9 protein-coding genes are annotated in these 18,673 nt (G+C 40.8%); 6 read left to right on the forward strand and 3 right to left on the reverse strand.

From position 1 onward, the window contains the following. Window positions 1-27: 27 nt before the first annotated feature. The 3 genes from aroC (at window position 28) to FCS21_RS11085 (ending at window position 3,080) form a co-directional block, all read left to right on the forward strand. Window positions 28-1,149, forward strand: a complete 1,122-nt coding sequence (aroC, locus tag FCS21_RS11075) for a chorismate synthase (protein WP_138623350.1) — start codon at window positions 28-30, stop codon at window positions 1,147-1,149. A gap of 166 nt (window positions 1,150-1,315) precedes the next feature. After that, window positions 1,316-2,494, forward strand: a complete 1,179-nt coding sequence (locus tag FCS21_RS11080; protein ID WP_246047189.1) for an MFS transporter — start codon at window positions 1,316-1,318, stop codon at window positions 2,492-2,494. A gap of 184 nt (window positions 2,495-2,678) precedes the next feature. Further along, window positions 2,679-3,080 (forward strand): rhodanese-like domain-containing protein, encoded by a 402-nt coding sequence (locus FCS21_RS11085; RefSeq protein WP_138623353.1) that lies wholly within the window; start codon window positions 2,679-2,681, stop codon window positions 3,078-3,080. A 22-nt stretch (window positions 3,081-3,102) separates the two neighbouring features. Here FCS21_RS11085 and FCS21_RS11090 read toward each other — a convergent pair whose 3' ends face one another. From FCS21_RS11090 to FCS21_RS11100, 3 genes are all read right to left on the reverse strand, one after another. Beyond that, window positions 3,103-3,483 carry a VOC family protein gene (locus FCS21_RS11090; RefSeq protein WP_138623355.1) on the reverse strand — a complete coding sequence of 127 codons (381 nt, stop codon included), beginning with the start codon at window positions 3,481-3,483 and terminating at the stop codon, window positions 3,103-3,105. A 57-nt stretch (window positions 3,484-3,540) separates the two neighbouring features. Next, window positions 3,541-5,451 (reverse strand): GGDEF domain-containing protein, encoded by a 1,911-nt coding sequence (locus FCS21_RS11095; protein WP_171035687.1) that lies wholly within the window; start codon window positions 5,449-5,451, stop codon window positions 3,541-3,543. A gap of 313 nt (window positions 5,452-5,764) precedes the next feature. Continuing rightward, the gene (locus FCS21_RS11100; RefSeq protein WP_138623359.1) at window positions 5,765-6,613 is read right to left on the reverse strand and encodes a 4'-phosphopantetheinyl transferase family protein; all 849 of its coding nucleotides are present in this window, start codon (window positions 6,611-6,613) and stop codon (window positions 5,765-5,767) included. Window positions 6,614-7,007: 394 nt separating this feature from the next. On the opposite strand from FCS21_RS11100, the gene FCS21_RS11105 reads away from it, so the two are divergent. The 3 genes from FCS21_RS11105 to FCS21_RS11115 all read left to right on the forward strand — a co-directional run bounded on the left by FCS21_RS11105 (window position 7,008) and on the right by FCS21_RS11115 (window position 18,671). After that, entirely contained in the window at window positions 7,008-7,907 is a 900-nt protein-coding gene (locus tag FCS21_RS11105; protein ID WP_138623361.1) for a helix-turn-helix domain-containing protein, read from the forward strand. A gap of 114 nt (window positions 7,908-8,021) precedes the next feature. Next, the gene (locus FCS21_RS17575) at window positions 8,022-15,908 is read left to right on the forward strand and encodes a type I polyketide synthase (RefSeq protein ID WP_138623363.1); all 7,887 of its coding nucleotides are present in this window, start codon (window positions 8,022-8,024) and stop codon (window positions 15,906-15,908) included. Next, a complete protein-coding gene (locus FCS21_RS11115; protein ID WP_138623365.1) occupies window positions 15,909-18,671 on the forward strand; it encodes a PfaB family protein in 2,763 nt (920 codons plus the stop codon). The last annotated feature ends 2 nt before the right edge of the window (window positions 18,672-18,673 follow it).

Consider the following 18,673-nt stretch of genomic DNA (forward strand, 5'->3'; position numbering starts at 1 on the left):
AAATAAATTAATAGGCGGTAATATTCAATGTCAGGTAACACCTTCGGAAAATTATTTACAGTCACCTCATTTGGTGAAAGTCATGGGTTAGGTTTAGGCGCCATTATTGATGGCTGTCCACCAGGGCTTGAATTATCTGAAGCAGACTTACAAATTGACTTAGACCGACGTCGCCCAGGCACTTCTCGATATACCACAGCACGCAGAGAGCCTGATGCGGTTAAAATTTTATCAGGTGTATTTGAAGGTAAAACTACTGGCACGCCGATTGGTTTAATGATTGAAAATACCGATCAACGCTCAAAAGATTACGGTAATATTGCCGATAGCTTCCGCCCAGGTCATGCTGATTATACTTACTGGCAAAAGTACGGCTTACGAGATTACCGAGGTGGTGGACGCTCTTCTGCGCGTGAAACCGCTATGCGTGTTGCTGCAGGCGCGGTTGCAAAAAAATACTTGGCTGAAAAGTTTGGTATGACTATTAAAGCCTGTGTTACGCAAATTGGAGATATTGTTGCCAGTGGTCCAAATGGTACGCCGTTTGATGTAAATACGGTTGACTGGGCGAGCGTAGAAGACAATCCATTTTTCTTCCCTGATAACACTAAACTTGAGCAACTTGGCGAATACCTGCGTGGCATCATTAAAGAAAAAGATTCTATTGGCGCTAAAGTGACAGTCGTTGCCACTAATGTACCTGTTGGCTTAGGCGAGCCTATATTCGATCGTTTAGATGCTGATATTGCCCATGGCTTAATGAGTATTAATGCAGTAAAAGGTGTTGAAGTCGGTGATGGCTTTGCGGTAGTAAATCAAAAAGGTTCACAACACAGAGATGAGCTTACGCCAGACGGTTTTTCATCGAACCATGCCGGTGGTGTCTTAGGCGGAATTTCATCTGGCCAGCAAATTATCGCTCATTTAGCACTAAAACCAACGTCAAGTATTGGCGTTAGTGGTAAAACGGTTGATTTAACGGGCGAAGCCACTGACATTATTACTAAAGGTCGTCATGACCCTTGTGTCGGCATTCGCGCAGTGCCTATTGCAGAAGCTATGTTAGCGTTAACATTAATGGATCATTTTTTACGGCATCGTGGCCAAAATGCTGACGTTCATTGTAATACACCCAATATTGAAGCATAAATATTTGCCATAAATATTTATTTAGTTGACTAGGCGTACTCTTCTTGAAAATATTTTAATAAGAGTACGTTCACACTAAGCTATTTGTTTCTAGCCTTCACATTCATCTTTCTTTTTACCTCTTCATTATAAGGTTAATCGCTTGGTATTTTTTAACCGAATGTTTATGCGATTATCGTCGAATTACTTTTTTTACTTTGCCTTACTGGGTTTAATCTCACCTTATTTATCAGTTTTTCTTGATGGTCAAGGTTTTAGCTCACGTCAAGTTGGGGAAATTCTTGCCTTTATCACCGCGACAAAAATTGTTGCTCCCAGTTTATGGGCAACGCTTGCTGATAAAACCGCTAAACCTTTGCTCATTATTCGATGTGGTGCTTTATTAGCACTGCTGAGTTTTTGCTTATTGTATTGGTTTAGTTTACCAGAGGTTAATGCCTACTGGTTTGCTCAGTATTCGACTAGCTTGTACTGGCCAATTACCTTGTGTTTAGCATGTTTTATGTTGTTTTGGACGGCAATTTTACCGCAACTAGAGGTGCACACGTTAAATTCGCTTAAGCAAAGCAGTAAAATTTATGCCCGTGTACGTTTGTGGGGGAGTTTAGGTTTTATCGTTTTAGCGGTTATCGCAGGTGAGGTTACTACGGTTGTCGGGTCTCAAGCATTCCCAGGTTTAGGGGTTATTACACTGGCTTTACTCTTTAGTTGCACCTTGTTACTCTCAGCAAAAAAAACGATAAGGCTAACAAAGACTAAAGCAACTATTGCTATTATCGATAAACTGACAGAATGGCGTTTTATTCGTTTTTTTATTGCCGGTTTATTGTTGCAAGTTAGCTTTGCTCCTTATTATGGTTTTTTTGCCTTATTCTTACGCGACCTTAATTATTCTGGCTTAGCCATTGGTTTAGTTATTTCTTTAGGGGTTGTCGCAGAGGTTATCGCCTTTATATTTATGGGCGTTTTGTTTAAACGCTTTTCTTTAACCACATTATTAGTGTTCAGCTTAGCTATTACAGCACTACGTTGGTTTTTAATGCCTGTTGTTGCTGATTCGCTCTTAGGGTTGGCGATTATTCAATTAGCGCATGCAGCGAGTTTTGCTATTTATCATAGTGCGAGTATGAGGTTTATTTCATCGCATTTTACAGTCATGCAGCAAAGTAGAGGACAAGCGATTTATTTAGGTGGTGTCTATGGTATAGGTGGTGCTATTGGTGCTTATATTACCGGCTTACTTTGGTTAGAGGGACAAGGCGCTGACAATGCTTTTATTATCGCTGGTATTAGCGCTTTACTGGCTACGTTTATTATGGCCTTTAATAAGCGGCAGTGGCGTTAAGCCGATAATAAAATACTTTATTAATATACTTCGTATCATATTTTATATTAAGTTATACTAATATAAGCTACCTATCATATTTACCTGTGAAGCCTAACTCAGAGAAAATTCACTGATAAGCTAAGTTCAGCTAAGTTCAGCTAAGTCATTATAAAATAAAGCCACAAAAAATTAAGGTTGTGAGATGAAAATTATAGTTGTTAAAAAAATAGCTACTACCATGATACTGGCGTTGGCATTAGCTAGTACGTGGCAAGTGACTGCGAAAGAGATTAGTCAGGGGCAATTACAAAAAATCATCGACAATGATAAACAGGTGATATTACTTGATGTGAGAACAGCAGAAGAGTTTGCAGAGGGTCATATACCTAATGCGATAAATATTCCGCATACAGAGCTTAACGCGAGATTAGCCGAATTATCAGCTGCTAAAAATAGCCAAGTCATTCTTTATTGTCGTTCAGGTAAAAGAGCGGCTATTGCTAAGCAGGTTTTAGAAAGTAATGGTTTTACTGAGCTAGACCATTTAACCGGTGACTTTAGAGGCTGGCGTAATAGTAACCTACCAGTAAATAAGGGCCAATAGCTGTTACACCGATAATAATAGCTTAAGCCTTAAGTGCGGCAAGGTGTGCCTTAAGAGGTGACCAAACCGCTAATTCGTTACCGCTGGGCTCAATAAAGTGAAAACGTCGTCCGCCAGGAAAAGAAAAGATAGCTTGGCTGATGTGACCTCCGGCATTTTTAACACGCCGTTCACTGGCTTCTAAATCATCACTGAGTAGCACCAATAAGCAGGCACCATTGGCAGAATGTGAAACAAGCTCTGAGAGAAAGAAACCACCTTCAATACCTGCATTGCTAAAAGCGGTATACTCTTCACCATAATCAATAAATGACCAAGCAAAAGCACGGGTAAAAAATGCCTTAGTGGCAGGGATATCTTTTGCGGGTAGCTCTACATAGTTAATCATTTCGCGCGGCGTCATAACTTCTCCTATAGAGTGATTTTGCTATAAATTATAGTACTTATATGCCCAGCAAGTTTATAAGTAACAAAGCTGGTTTCTACCTCTTTCTTTGGCTTGATATAGTTTATCATCAGCTTGTTCAATGAACGCTTCTATAGAATGTACTTCAGATAAGTTTAAGGTACATATTCCAGCGCTGAGTGTAATGACATTATAGCTACTATTAGCATGCTTAATCTCAATGTTTTCTATTTTCTTTAGGATCCGTTGAGACGTACTGATAGCTAGCTCAGCGTTACAGTTTGAAAAGAGTATGACAAATTCTTCTCCACCATAGCGATATATTTTATCTTCACGTCTGATATTGCTTTTTATAACCTCAGCAACTTTAGTCAGGGCTTTATCACCAGCGACATGACCATAAGCGTCATTATAGGCTTTAAAATAATCAATGTCAGCGATAAGCATATGGCATAGGTTATTTGAGCTCTCTTTGTTATTCCACAAGGATTGTATATCTTCATCGAAACACCGACGGTTATTGACCTTGGTTAATCCATCGATATAGGATATCGCTAATAATTTTTTATTGGCTTTTTTCAACTCAGACGTTTGGATGTTAATCTGCTGTTCTAAAAAAACTTTTACCTGTTTGTCTTTTATTTTTCTATGCAGTAAAAAAGCAATGATTATTGTGCATAGCATTAAGGTGAAAAGTGTGTTTTTAAATTGCCTATCATTTTCTCGGGCTAAGGCGTTGAGTTGTTTTTGATCTTTAAGGTTAAGTAATTCTTGCTTTAGTTTATTGGCTTCAAATTTAGATAGTTGACTATTAAAGTTTTCATTATTATATTTTTTGGTATCGACAATAAATTGCTGATAAAGCGCGATTGCTTTTAACGGCTCACCTTGCGCCATTAATAACAACGATTCTATACCATCGTTTACCGTTAACAGGTTTTCATTTTTTAGTGTTTTAAGATGTTCATCGCTGGTTCTTATGGTCGCAAGCGCTAAGTCTAGTTCTCCAAGTGCTAATTGCGCTTTTGATAAGGTATGTAAGCTGCCAATATAGGTATCATTATGGTTAACTTGCTTTGCTAATGTCATGGCTTCTAATGCATATGCTTTAGTTTTTATCGGTTGTAGTGTTTTCATATAAAGATCAGAAGCGTTATGTAAAGCAGAGCTTAAATTATAATTATCTTTTTTTGCTCTATAGTGAGTAATGACTTTTTCTGAAAGGCTCATCGCTTGAGCATATTGTTCATTTATTTTCAGTGCCACAACTAAGTCAGCATAAGCCATAAATAGACCACTTTCGTCATTAATTAGTTGCCTTTCCTTAATCACCTCATTGAGTATATCAATGGCATTACTTGCTAGGCCTAAATTAATATACAAACCTGCCATATTATATTTAACATCTATTTTATCCATGGTTGAGCCATGTTCTTGATAGATAGCATCAGCCATTTTGAAATGCTCAAGTGCGGCAACCCAGTCATTTTTCTTTGAATAGGCAAGCGCAATATTATTTAAGAGATTAGCGCTAAGAATGGGGTTTGCAGTAGTATTGTAATAACTGAGTGCTTCTTGGTAAGTGTCGATAGCGATATCAATATCTGCTTTGAGGTAATGCATAATCCCGACACTCTTTAAGGCATTCGCTGCTGCCAAGGGAAGATAGTTGTCTTGCGCTAGTGTTACCGCTTGTTGAGCAAATAATAGCGCATCATTGAAGTTACTTTGTAAATAATAGTGAGTCGTGATGGAGTCTAATAACAGTAAACGTTGTTTAACGTTCACTGTTTGCTTATTAAGTAATGTTAGTAATTGCGCTTTTTTTTGTGTGGCATTAGTTAACAGTAATGCGCTTGCAATGTTTTTTTCAATACTGTGATCAACAGTACTGTCTTCGACAATCAGAGCATAAGAATGCCAGCTGATAAAAAATAACAATAAAAAAACAAGGTAAGTTTTCAAGAATATCCATATACAAGTCAACTAGGGGTGCTTCATAATAGGTTAACGGTTAACGACTTGTCTAGTGAAAATCATCATAAAAACCATTAACTTTGTAGGGATAATCGGATATTTTGTAGTAATAATAGCAAATACTATGGTGTTAACTCACTGAGTACTCAAGTAGATACTCGTTATGATGAGGTAGGCAGAGGCAAGGCATTAATTAAAGGGACTGGTTGTTTAGGAGAATGCGCTCCTGCATTTTATAACAAGCTACTTCCGTGTAGCCCAGATGTAGGTGACAAGCGTAATATCATTGATATGATAAAGCCTATAGTTCTTGATAACCCAGTAAAGGTAGGGTATCAAAAAAACGTAATCGGTAATGAGCGTGTTGATTATTAGCTTTTGCCTTAACGGATAAAGCTATTCGATGTTCTTGTTTTTCATCAATATTGGCCGTTGGGTAGATTAACCAACTACGCCAAACTTCACAATTGTCGACTCTATGCTCGGCAAAACTAAGCGTGATATCGCCTTTGATAGTAAATAAGTCGTTATAATTTGTTGTTGCGCTATTAATGTTAAAGCTAAAATCAGCTAACGGTATGGCTAAGCCTAATCCCCAAGCTTTAATATACGACTCTTTTAAGGTCCAGTAATCAAAAAAACGATTACGTTGTTGTGCCTCTGGCAGTGAAAAAAGCTCTTGGGTTTCTGTAGCAGAAAAATAACGCTCAGCAATAGCGGATACGTTATTGCTGCGACCGATATTTTCAACATCACAACCAATATCATCATCAAGAGTTACCGCGCAAATAATAAGGTTTTTTGTATGGCTAATATTGAAACGCAGTGGTAGCGGGCAATTAACAACTTCGGGCTTATCTTTGTTGCCTTTTTCAAACTGCCAATTTTGCGGCGCTATGTCAGCATAATAGCTCAGTAAATCACGTATAAAAGCACGGGTGATCAACGCATCGTGCCTATCTTTAGCAAACTTATAGCGTTGCTGCTTAGCTAATTCAGTGTTGGTAAGTAACCTTGAATAGATTGCTAGTAGCTCATCTTGGCCAATTAACTCCTCCGGTTTGGTTATCCAAAGGTGAATTTCATTATGGGTCAGAGACAGTTTCTTTTTCGAGCGCGTTGAGTGTTCAGATTTAGTAAAATAAGTCATATTAATCTTGATAGCTTGTGTCGTTATGCGTGTGTCATTAGTTAGGGTATATATTTTTAGTATATATTCTAGGTAAGTACTTTCAGTACATATTCTTTGATGGCTTTTATCATGAAGCTATAACCGTGCTAGCCTATCACTTTATCATACATTATGGCGGATAATTTTTTATATGCTTTTACCTTAGCTTAAGTACAAGTTTTATAAATAAAGTACAGCAGCGACCGATGAGCGTTGTGTTAAATAATCGATGCTTGTCTCGGGAGATTGTACTGGGTTTGAAACCTGTGTATATTAGCCGCGGTAATTAATTTATCTAGTCATTTTTGCTCAGTAAATAGATAAAAATAATGGAATCAAATGAACAAAGCTAAACATCAGACTAAACCGCTAAATGACTAAGCAACATGCTAATGCTACTACCACGCCTGAGATGCGCGAATTTATTCATGCGTCCGACTTACCTACGGCGGTGCTAGCGCGTTTATTAAAAATATCAGAAGCTACCGTACGTAAATGGCGTAAACGAGCTTCACTTGCCGATGGCTCTCACGTACCCAAACAACTTAACACTACGCTAAGCATCGCACAAGAATATGTGGTGGTTGAACTTAGAACGCGTTTATTATTATCTTTGGATGAATTACTGACGGTTTGTAAGCAATTTATTAATGCCAATGTTTCAAGGGCCGGCTTACAGCGTTGTCTAAAACGTCATGGTGTTTCTCGCCTTGTTGATATACAGGCACAACTGCGCAATGTCGAATTACATAATGCTGAACTTAAAAATGTCGCACCTAAGCAGGCAGAGTTAAAAAATAATAGTGATAGCACCCGTGTTAGTTTTTTATCACATTCATCAGCGGTAACCGTACAAGTACTCTTAGAAGATACCCAAGCACAACGTCAACTTACGTCAGAGCTTTCTCCGCAAGCAATGCGCGCCGTGCTAAATCAAGCTAATGAGTTCACAGAGGATGAAGTCGTGCAAGTTAACGTGACCCAATTACCTCACTTTGCACAAAGCCTTCATGAAAAATCGAATAAATACCGTTTATTAATTGCTCATGATCCAATGTCGCGGTGGGTCTATGTCGATATTTATGATAGCAATGAAAGTGAAGCGGCTAGTCGTTACATGAGTTACGTTCTCACTCAAGCGCCTTTTCATATCCGCCGAATATTAGCGAGTAATTACCATGAGTTTTTAAGTCGTTTTCGTTTATTAAATGAAAGTCCTGAACAAGCGACTACTGCTTTTTCTTTAGATAATATTGACGATTTTGGTCGGTGAAAATAATGATAACGAAAGCAGTATTAAAATAAAGTTAGCAAAAGTTAGCAAAAAGAAGCGCAATATAGCTACGCAACCCAATAAGTAAGCAAATAATAACCCAGAGTGATCACTATGACTAAACAGCAACAACCGACGTCTAATAACTCAGTAACTAACGAAGTAGATGAACAACAGTTTACCTCTCGTTTACAAGAGTGTCCCATTGCAATTATTGGCATGGCGTCTATTTTTGCCGATGCGAAAAACCTAGAGAATTATTGGGATAACATTTTTGACTCAGTTAATTCGATTAAAGATGTGCCTAAAAGTCAGTGGAATGTCGATGATTATTACGATAGTGACCCGACAGTTAAAGATAAAACTTACTGTAAACGTGGTGGCTTCTTACCTGAAATAGATTTCGATCCCATGGAATTTGGTTTGCCACCCAATATTTTAGAGTTAACTGATATTGCGCAGTTGTTATCATTAGTGGTAGCACGTGAAGTACTTAACGATGCTGGCATTGGTGATGGCTCTGGCTACGATCGTGATAAAGTGGGTATTACGCTAGGTATTGGCGGTGGACAAAAACAAATTGGCCCATTAACCTCTCGCTTACAAGGTCCTGTGCTTGAAAAAGTCTTAAAAGCTTCAGGTGTCGATAGTGAAGATCGCGCCATGATCATCGAAAAATTCAAAAAAGCTTACATAGATTGGGAAGAAAACTCTTTCCCAGGTATGTTAGGTAACGTTATTGCGGGGCGTATTGCTAACCGTTTTGATTTTGGTGGTACTAACTGCGTTGTTGATGCCGCTTGTGCCAGTTCATTATCAGCCATTAAGCTTGCGGTGTCTGATTTATTAGAGTACCGCTCAGAGGTGATGATTTCAGGTGGTGTTTGTTGTGACAACTCCCCCTTTATGTATATGTCGTTTGCCAAAACACCGGCATTTACTACTAATGATGATATTCGTCCGTTTGATGTTGACTCAAAGGGTATGATGATTGGTGAAGGTATAGGCATGATGGCCTTTAAACGTTTAGAAGATGCTGAGCGTGACGGCGACAAAATTTATGCGGTACTTAAGGGTATTGGTACCTCTAGCGATGGTCGTTTTAAATCTATTTATGCGCCACGCCCAGACGGACAAGCCAAAGCGTTAAAACGTGCTTATGATGATGCCGGTTTTGAGCCTAAAAGCTGCTGCTTAATTGAAGCACATGGTACGGGTACTAAAGCGGGTGATGCTGCAGAATTTAGTGGTTTATTAAAGCATTTCTCTCATAACAATGAGGCTACGCAACATATTGCACTGGGGTCAGTGAAATCTCAAATTGGTCATACTAAAGCCGCTGCTGGCGCTGCCGGTATGATGAAAGCAGTACTGGCCTTACATCATAAAGTGTTACCGGCCACCATTAATATTAATACGCCAAACCCCGCGCTTGATATTGAAAATAGCCCACTGTATTTGAACAGTGAAACCCGACCATGGATGCCAAGAGCCGATGGTTCACCGCGCAGAGCAGGCATTAGCTCGTTTGGTTTTGGTGGCACAAATTTCCATATGGTGTTGGAAGAATATAACAGTAAAGCGCTAGGTAAATATCGATTAAATACCGTGCCACAAACATTATTATTTGCCGCGAAAGATGAATCAGCTTTAGTGACCCTATTAACTAATTGGCAAAATAAGCTGAAGGTAAATACGGAAGAACAAGTTTTTGTATTTAATGCCTTAGTGACAGAACATCAATTAAAAACCCCTGCAGCGAATCAAGCCCGTTGTGGCTTTGTTGCTAAAAATGCCGATGAAGCCTTAGCGCTAATTAACGTGGCGTTAAAGCAGTTTGCCAGCAATAGCACTAAAGATAACGCAAACAGTGAAGCCTGGTCTGTGCCAGCAGGACTTTATTATCGACAATCTGCCTTAGCGACTAAAGGAAAAGTAGTGGCGTTGTTCTCAGGACAAGGCTCTCAATATGTCAATATGGGTCGAGAGTTAGCTTGTAACTTTCCAACGGTTATGCAAGCTGCCAGCGATATGGATACGCAGTTTTCTCAAGCGGGTTTAGCACAACTATCAAGTACTAGTTACCCCATTCCAGTTTTTAACGCGGATGCGAGAAAAGTACAAGATGACGCCTTACGCTTAACACAGCATGCTCAACCTGCTATTGGTGCGTTAAGTGTTGGCTTGTATAAAACCTTTATTGACGCTGGTTTTAAAGCTGACTTTACCGCAGGGCATAGTTTTGGTGAATTAACGGCATTATGGGCTGCTGGTGTTTTATCAGAACAAGATTATATGATGCTAGCACGTAGCCGGGGTCAAGCGATGGCAGCCCCTAATACAGATGGTAACGGCGATGAAAGTAATGACTTTGATGCTGGTACTATGGTCGCCGTGGTTGGCGATCCTGAAAAAGTTGCCGCGGTTATTAAAGACATTAGCGATATCTCTATTGCCAACTATAACTCGAACAACCAAGTGGTGGTCGCTGGTGTTACTGGTCAAATTGCTATTGCCACTGAAGCACTCAAAGCACAAGGTTATAACGTTGTACCATTACCGGTTTCAGCGGCATTTCATACGCCACTGGTTGCGCATGCACAAAAACCTTTTGCTCAAGCGATTGACTGCGCTAAGTTTACAGCGCCATCAATACCGGTTTTTGCTAATGGCACGGGTAAAGTCTATTCAAATAAAGCCGCGGATATTAAAAAAGCACTGAAAAATCACATGTTAGAATCAGTCCATTTTAATAAAGAAATCGACAATATTTACGCTGACGGTGGTCGCATTTTTGTCGAGTTCGGTCCTAAAAATGTGTTAACTAAATTGGTTGATAATATTTTACAAGATAAAGACGATGTCGTAACTATTGCTGTTAATGCTAACGCTAAGCAATCATCAGATAAGCAGCTTAGACAAGCCGCACTGCAACTTGCGGTATTAGGTGTTAGCTTAGAAGATATTGATCCATACAACGGCGTTAAACGTCCATTAACGGCAGTTAAAATGTCGCCATTAGCGATGAAATTAACCGGTAAGTCGTATGTTAGTGCGAAAACTGAAAAAGCTTTTGCTGATGCGTTGACTGATGGCAGAGTGATAAAACAAGCGAAAGCCACGTCAAGTGCAGGCACTGCAGCTGAACACACGGTAGAAAAAATTGTAGAAAAGGTGGTTGAAAAAATCGTTGAAGTAGAGCGAATTGTCGAAGTTGAAAAAATTGTTTACTTGAACGCTGACGGTACTATTGCCGATGCAAGCACTGTACAACCGACAAATGTTTTATCGGCTAGTCAGCAACCTTCAAATAATATAGGCGATATAGGTAACGTAAATAATAGCGTAGCGGCAGATATCGAACGTAGTGTCAGCCAATTTGTTGAACATCAGCAACAGCTGCTTAATGTGCATGAACAGTATATGCAAGGACCAAAAGCCTATGCGGCAACCGTTGCTAAGGTATTAGACACGGTTGCTAATAAGCACGTAGATGGTGCATTACCTGAAAGTGTCGAGCGTACTTTGAATATGTATCACGACTTTCAAACTCAAACATTACGTGTACACGAGCAATATTTGCATAATCAAAGCGATAACATGTCGACTATGTTGTCAGGTAAAGCACAACCTGAGACTTCAACGCCAGTTGTTCAACAAAAAGCGGCACCGGTAACGCCCCCTCTAGTTGAGCAGATAACTGAACAGGCAGCTGAGTCGGTAACACTATCTAAACCTGCGGCAGTTGCAACCGTTACAGCAACAGTAGTACCAGCGCCAACTGTCGATTTAGCGCACATCCAAACGGTCATGATGGACGTGGTTGCTGATAAAACCGGTTACCCCACCCAAATGCTAGAGCTTGGCATGGATATGGAAGCCGATCTGGGTATTGATTCAATTAAGCGTGTGGAAATATTAGGCGCAGTGCAAGAAATTATTACCGACTTACCTGAGCTAAACCCAGAAGATTTAGCAGAGCTGCGCACCTTAGGTGAGATTGTTACTTACCTTCAGAGTAGCATGCAAGGGAAAGTGCAAAGTGAAGTAACAGCCGTTCCTTTAACACAAGCATCAACTACAGCTGAAGTGTTAGTCGCACCAGTTGCTATTGACCACATTCAAAACGTAATGATGGAAGTGGTTGCTGATAAAACCGGTTACCCACCCGAAATGCTAGAGCTTGGCATGGATATGGAAGCCGATTTAGGGATTGATTCAATTAAGCGTGTGGAAATATTAGGTGCAGTGCAAGAAATCATTACCGACTTACCTGAGCTAAACCCAGAAGATTTAGCAGAGCTGCGCACCTTGGGTGAGATTGTTACTTACCTTCACAGTCATATGCAAAGTAAAGTGACTGCAACTCCTTCAACACACGTGGTAGTAAAAACTGAAGCACCAGTACCCCCTGTTGCTATCGATGTAGATCGCATTCAAAACGTAATGATGGACGTAGTTGCTGATAAAACCGGTTACCCACCCGAAATGCTAGAGCTTGGCATGGATATGGAAGCCGATTTAGGGATTGATTCAATTAAGCGTGTGGAAATATTAGGTGCAGTGCAAGAAATCATTACCGACTTACCTGAGCTAAACCCAGAAGATTTAGCAGAGCTGCGCACCTTGGGTGAGATTGTCAGTCATATGCAAAGTAAAGTGCAGAGTCAAGTGACTGTCGCTCCTACCACACCCGCAGTGGTGGCTTCTGCAGTAGTCACTGAAACGCCAGTACCATCTGTTGCTATCGATTTAGCACATATCCAAACGGTCATGATGGACGTGGTTGCTGATAAAACCGGTTACCCCACCCAAATGCTAGAGCTTGGCATGGATATGGAAGCCGATTTAGGGATTGATTCAATTAAGCGTGTGGAAATATTAGGCGCAGTGCAAGAAATCATTACCGACTTACCTGAGCTAAACCCAGAAGATTTAGCAGAGCTGCGCACCTTAGGTGAGATTGTCAGCCATATGCAAGACAAAGTGCAAAGTCAAGTTGCCCCCGTACCGCCAACACCGACATCTCCTCCTGCAAAAGATACCACTTCAAAAGAAATATCGGCAGCAGAGATGTCATCAACTAGCACAGCTATCGAAAACCCAGCACCGAGTGCAACGGTTGCCTTACAAGCCTTGTCGTCGGTTACTAAAATAATTCAAGATTTTAGTGCGTTAGGTAAAGACCAAGCGAAACCCAATGCGCTGATCGTTGATGACGGTAGTGGCGTTGCAGTCGCGGTAAGTTCAACGTTAGTTAAAACAGGCTGGCAAGTGACGGTGCTAAAACCTAACTGGCTGGACGAAAATTCAAAAAAAGCATTTGGCAAAACAATAAACCTGATTGATATTGGTAGTAAAGATCACACGGTAGATGAAGAGCAAGTAAAACAACTACTTGAAAAGCACGCACAGCTTGATGCGGTCATTTACTTACAAGCAAAAAATCATGCATCGGCACATAACCGTAGCATTGACAAAATTGATAGTATTGAGTATTCGCAAGCAGCGAAGCAAGGACTAATGTTGGCGTTTGTTTTAGCAAAATATTGTCAGGTTAAATCGGCTAATGTGGCGCGTGCTTCTTTTGTCGTTGTGACCAGACAAGGCGGGACGCTCGGTTATAGTAATAGTGTTAACAGCGATAACGCACAAGAGGTTAACGCTGATTTACAGGCGGATTTAGTGCAAGGTGGTTTAGGCGGCTTAGTTAAAACACTTTCCCATGAGTGGAATGGCGTTTGTGCTAATGACGGTGGCGTATTTTGTCGTGTTATCGATTTATCAGTAAAATTAGCAGCCGATAAAGCAGCTACGCTTATTGTTGATGAGTTGCATGATGTTAATACGTCATTGATTGAAGTAGCACATGATACGGATAACCTGAGTAATAACCTTGGCACACGTTTAACACTTGTTGGCGTAAAAACAGACAGTTACGCCCTTGAGCAAAGCACTTCTTTAGACGGCGCCAATACTATTGATAGTCAGGCTGTTTTCTTAGTTAGTGGTGGCGCTAAAGGGGTAACGGCACATTGTGTTATTGAAATAGCCAAGCAACATCAAGCAAAATTCATTCTACTTGGTCGCTCTCCACTGTTAGCAGGCGAAGATAAAGGTGGAGATCAGAGCGAAGAAAGCCCTACTGAGCCAAGTTGGGCGAATGGTCATCACGATGAAGCGGCACTGAAAAAAGCGGCTATGCAGGTATTAATTGCTTCAGGTGAAAAACCAACACCCGTTAAGGTAACGCAATTTGTTCGTCCTATATTAGCTAATCGTGAAATTGTGCAAACGCTCAATGCTATTAAAGCTGCCGGTGGACAGGCACAGTACGTTGCTGCAGATGTTACCAATAGTCAAAGTGTTCGTGATGCGGTTGCGCCTGCCTTGGTTGCTCTTGCTGGAACATCAGCAGAGCCTTTAACCATAACCGGTATTATTCATGGTGCAGGTGTATTGGCGGATCAGTTTATCGAGCAAAAAACATTGGCCGAATTTGAGGCGGTTTACCGCACTAAAATTGATGGTTTATTGTCATTATTATCCGTATGTCAGCCAGAAAATATTAAGCATTTAGTGTTGTTTTCATCAGCGGCAGGTTTTTATGGCAACCCAGGTCAGTCGGATTATTCAATGGCTAACGATATTTTAAATAAAACAGCCTACCGTTTTAAAGCCAAGCACCCTAACGCGCAAGTGTTAAGTTTTAACTGGGGTCCTTGGGATGGCGGTATGGTTACCCCCGAATTAAAACGTATGTTCAATGCCCGTGGTGTTTATATTATTCCTCTTGATGCTGGCGCTAGCTTATTAGTGAGAGAATTAAGTGCTAATACTAACCGCTGTGCACAGATTCTAGTTGGTAACGACTTATCTAGTTCATCAGCATCACAAAGCAAAGCAGCACAAGCTGAACCTGAGTCTTCACTAAAAAAGTCACCCGTTAGTTGCTTGTCGATAAACTCAAGTAAAGTAGCGCGTGTTATTAAAACACTGCAAGCAACTAACAATATCTTTTTAGCAGATCATGTTATCGGTAACGATCATGTATTGCCAACGGTTTGTGCCATCGCTTGGATGAGTGAGGCAGCGCTTAGCGTTTATCCTGATTATGTTTATCAAGGTATAAATAATTACAAACTACTTAAAGGCGTAACCTTTGATGAAACCACGCTAGCTAAGCAAGAGAGCAAGGATTTCTTCATTGATATGACCGTTGATATGAGTGTAGATTTGCATACTCAAGTACTCGATGGTGGCGATACCTTATTGATTGATAGCAAAATATCATCAATCAATGAGGCAGGAAAAATCGTTTTTCATTACAGCGGACAAGTTGTGTTAGCGTCTCAAATGACTGCCCCTATTGAAGACGACAATTTAGTAGGGAAAGACTTAGCCGCTAAGTTAACGGCTACAACCGCTAGCGAAGCGAAAGCGTTATACCAAAATGGTACCTTATTTCACGGTGAAAGTTTGCAAGGTATTACTCACCTTATTGAATGTGATGAGCAGGGCTTACTGCTGGCATGTAAAGTACCCGAAGTAGCTCAACAAAAGCAGGGTGATTTCGCTATTCCTGGCGTTTCATCAGGGACCTTATCAGCTGAAAAACACAACATTTTCGCCAACGACCTAGCGTATCAAGCCATGTTAGTTTGGGTAAAAAGAGAATTGGGTTTAGGTAGTTTACCGTCAAGTACGCAGGCGTGGCATGTTTATGGTCAAGTTGCTCTAGGTCAACCCTTTTACTTACAGTTGACGGTGGTACAAAGTAGTGGCAAGGGCGGTAAACGTGGCAAGCTAGTCGCTGATATCAATTTTATCAGTGAAGAGGGACTATTATTAGCTGAAATGAAAACAGCTAAAGTCACCGCTAGCGACAGTTTAAATGATATGTTTTTACCTACTCGCGCTGCAACGAGTAAAGCATCAAATAATGCAGTAGCGCGTGATGTAAAAGTAGTGAAAGAAAAAACAGCAGGAACAGTTAATTAAATGCTAACTAATGACATAGCCATTGTTGGTATTGATAGTCAATTGGGTGAGTTTGCTAATATTGACCGTGTTGCCCGTGCACTTTACTTAGGTAAAAATATAGCGAAGCAGGTTGATAAAGATATTGCGAGTACTAACTCGTTAATCTGCTCAACAGTTATTGCTTCAACAGCGCGTATGGTTGAGGTATTGCCTGGTAATGCAACCGTGGCGCTGGGAAGTAACCCTTTATCTACACAGCTCGATGTCATCATTATTGATGAAGCAAGCGAAAAAAGTGATGAGCAAGTATCTGTTTTAACGGCTAACTTATCAGCACAGAGTCACATCAATAATGCTATTGTCATGAGTCAGCTAAGCGAAGCATTAACGCTTGCTATCTCGTTAACCGATAAAGGTCGGCTGGTAGCGTTAGTGGGGTTAAGTTTTACGTCGACTAAGTCAATAACTGAGCAGAGTAATGCTAAGAGCAATAATACTATTAGCTTTGACCGTAACTTTGCTGGCTATCAATCGACTTCAGGCGTTGCTAGCCTATTGCTTGCATCACAAGTAATAGCGCAACGTGCACAGCTTCCTATTTATGCCCAACTTAACAGCTTGTCGGTTGCACCTGCCAATGCCAGTGCAATGAAAGCAGCAGTACTCGAATCACTACACAATACCAAAGCACGTCCAGTCACAGACTACGCAAATAAAGCTCAATCGACTATTTCGCTACTCGAAGTATCAGCCCTTGAGGGGGATTTTCATAGTGTGTTAGAGTCGTCGGTATTACTGGAGGCGTATCGTGAAGCTTATGCTGTTGAGCCGCTAACCTGCGCCATTAGTTGTGCACGTAGCATCACAGGTGAAGGCGCTGGCTTTTCGCAAGTTTTAGGATTACTGCGCACGGTTATTGCTTTGCAGCAACGTTATATTCCGGGTATCAATCATTGGCAAGCACCAAAAATAGAGCAACTTTCCTGCGATATTAATAGCTGGCACTCATCAAATTTTTACTTCCCGACAGAATCAAGAACGCGTTACCCTAATGCAGAGGGTAGTAAACACTGTGCTGCTTATAGCTGCTTAACTCAAGACAGTTACTGTCATCTGGTGTTAACGGAGCATACTTTGGACAACACCGAAGATATTCGTTTGAACGGTTTTCTTGCCAGTAGTGATCTGCACCTAATCCTGGTTAATGGTGAAAATCAAGCACAGCTACAACAACAGCTTTTACAATTGGCGTTGTTATGCCAGTCAACTTTCATTGAAAGCCAAAGCCAAAGCCAAGCTCAAAAGCATGATGCTTTAAATAAAATGGCCGATCAGCAATATCAACAGTACTTAAGAGATTCGACTAAAAAATATACTGTGGCACTATTGGCTGAATCGCTTGAGGAGTTAACAAAAGAGATTCAATTGGCACAGTCAGGCGTCAGTAATGTATTCGTTAACTTATCTCAGGGGGAGCTTAAAACCACAGCTAGTTCCCTCACACAATGGAAAACCCCTAAAGGGAGTTACTTCAGTGCAACACCCGCTTGTTATACAGAGGGGGATGTAGCAGAAAAAAGTAATAATGTGTGTTTTATGTACCCAGGTATTGGCGCAACCTATGTTGGCTTAGGCCGCGATTTGTTTCAGCTATTTCCACAAATTTATACCGAGGTTGCCAGCTTAGCCGGTGATATTGGTAGTAGTTTAAAAGATACCTTACTGAACCCGCGCAGTATTAGCCGCCTTGACTTTAAAGCACTGAAACAACGTGACTTAGCTTTACGTGGCAGCCTAGCTGATATTGCCGAGGCGGGGGTGGGTTTCGCCTGTGTTTTTAGTAAAATATTTACTAAGGTATTTAAGCTTAATGCCGACTTTGCCACAGGCTATTCTATGGGGGAGGTCAGTATGTATGCGGCATTAGGTTGTTGGCAACAGCCGGGTTTAATGAGCGCACGTTTGGCTAACTCTGCTACGTTCAATGAACGACTTTGTGGTGATTTATTAACACTACGCGAGCATTGGGATCTGCCCCTAGCAAATAGCCCAACTCAAGCGAGCGCAGTGCCCATATGGGAAACCTATACCATTAAAGCGACTTTAGCTCAGGTAGAAGCCGCTTGTCTTGGTGAACCACGGGTGTATTGCACCATTATTAATACCCCTGATAGTGTTTTACTGGCAGGTTATCCCGCCGATTGTTTACGTGTTATTGCATCACTAGGTGTTCGTGCTATGCCGCTAAACATGGCTAATGCCATTCATAGTGCGCCAGCAAAAGCGGAATACGATAACATGGTAGCGTTATACACCATGGCGGTAAATACTCGTATTAATACCAAGTTGTATTCAAGCTCTTGTTATTTACCAGTACCGCAATTAAGTAAGGCGATAGCGAATTCTATTGCTAAGTGTTTATGTGACCGCGTTGATTTTCCGCGCTTGGTCAATACCCTTTATGACAACGGTGCTCGAGTTTTTATTGAAATGGGCCCTGGTCGCTCCCTGTGTAGTTGGGTGGATAAAATACTTGAGCATGAACATAAGCAGCATAAACATCAAAAAGACTTACCAATAAAAGAGGTTTGCAATAAAAACAGTGTGTCCGTACCGGTAAATGCTAAAGGCGTTAGTGACGAATTAACCTATTTTCGTGCTATTGCAAAATTAGTCAGTCACGGGGTAACACTTGATCTGAGTAGTTTGTTTTATGGTTCGATTATCATGAATAAAAAAACAACAACAAACCATAATAAAATGACAGCACAGCATAGCTAATA

Source organism: Colwellia ponticola (assembly GCF_005885605.1).
Lineage (GTDB): Bacteria > Pseudomonadota > Gammaproteobacteria > Enterobacterales > Alteromonadaceae > Colwellia > Colwellia ponticola.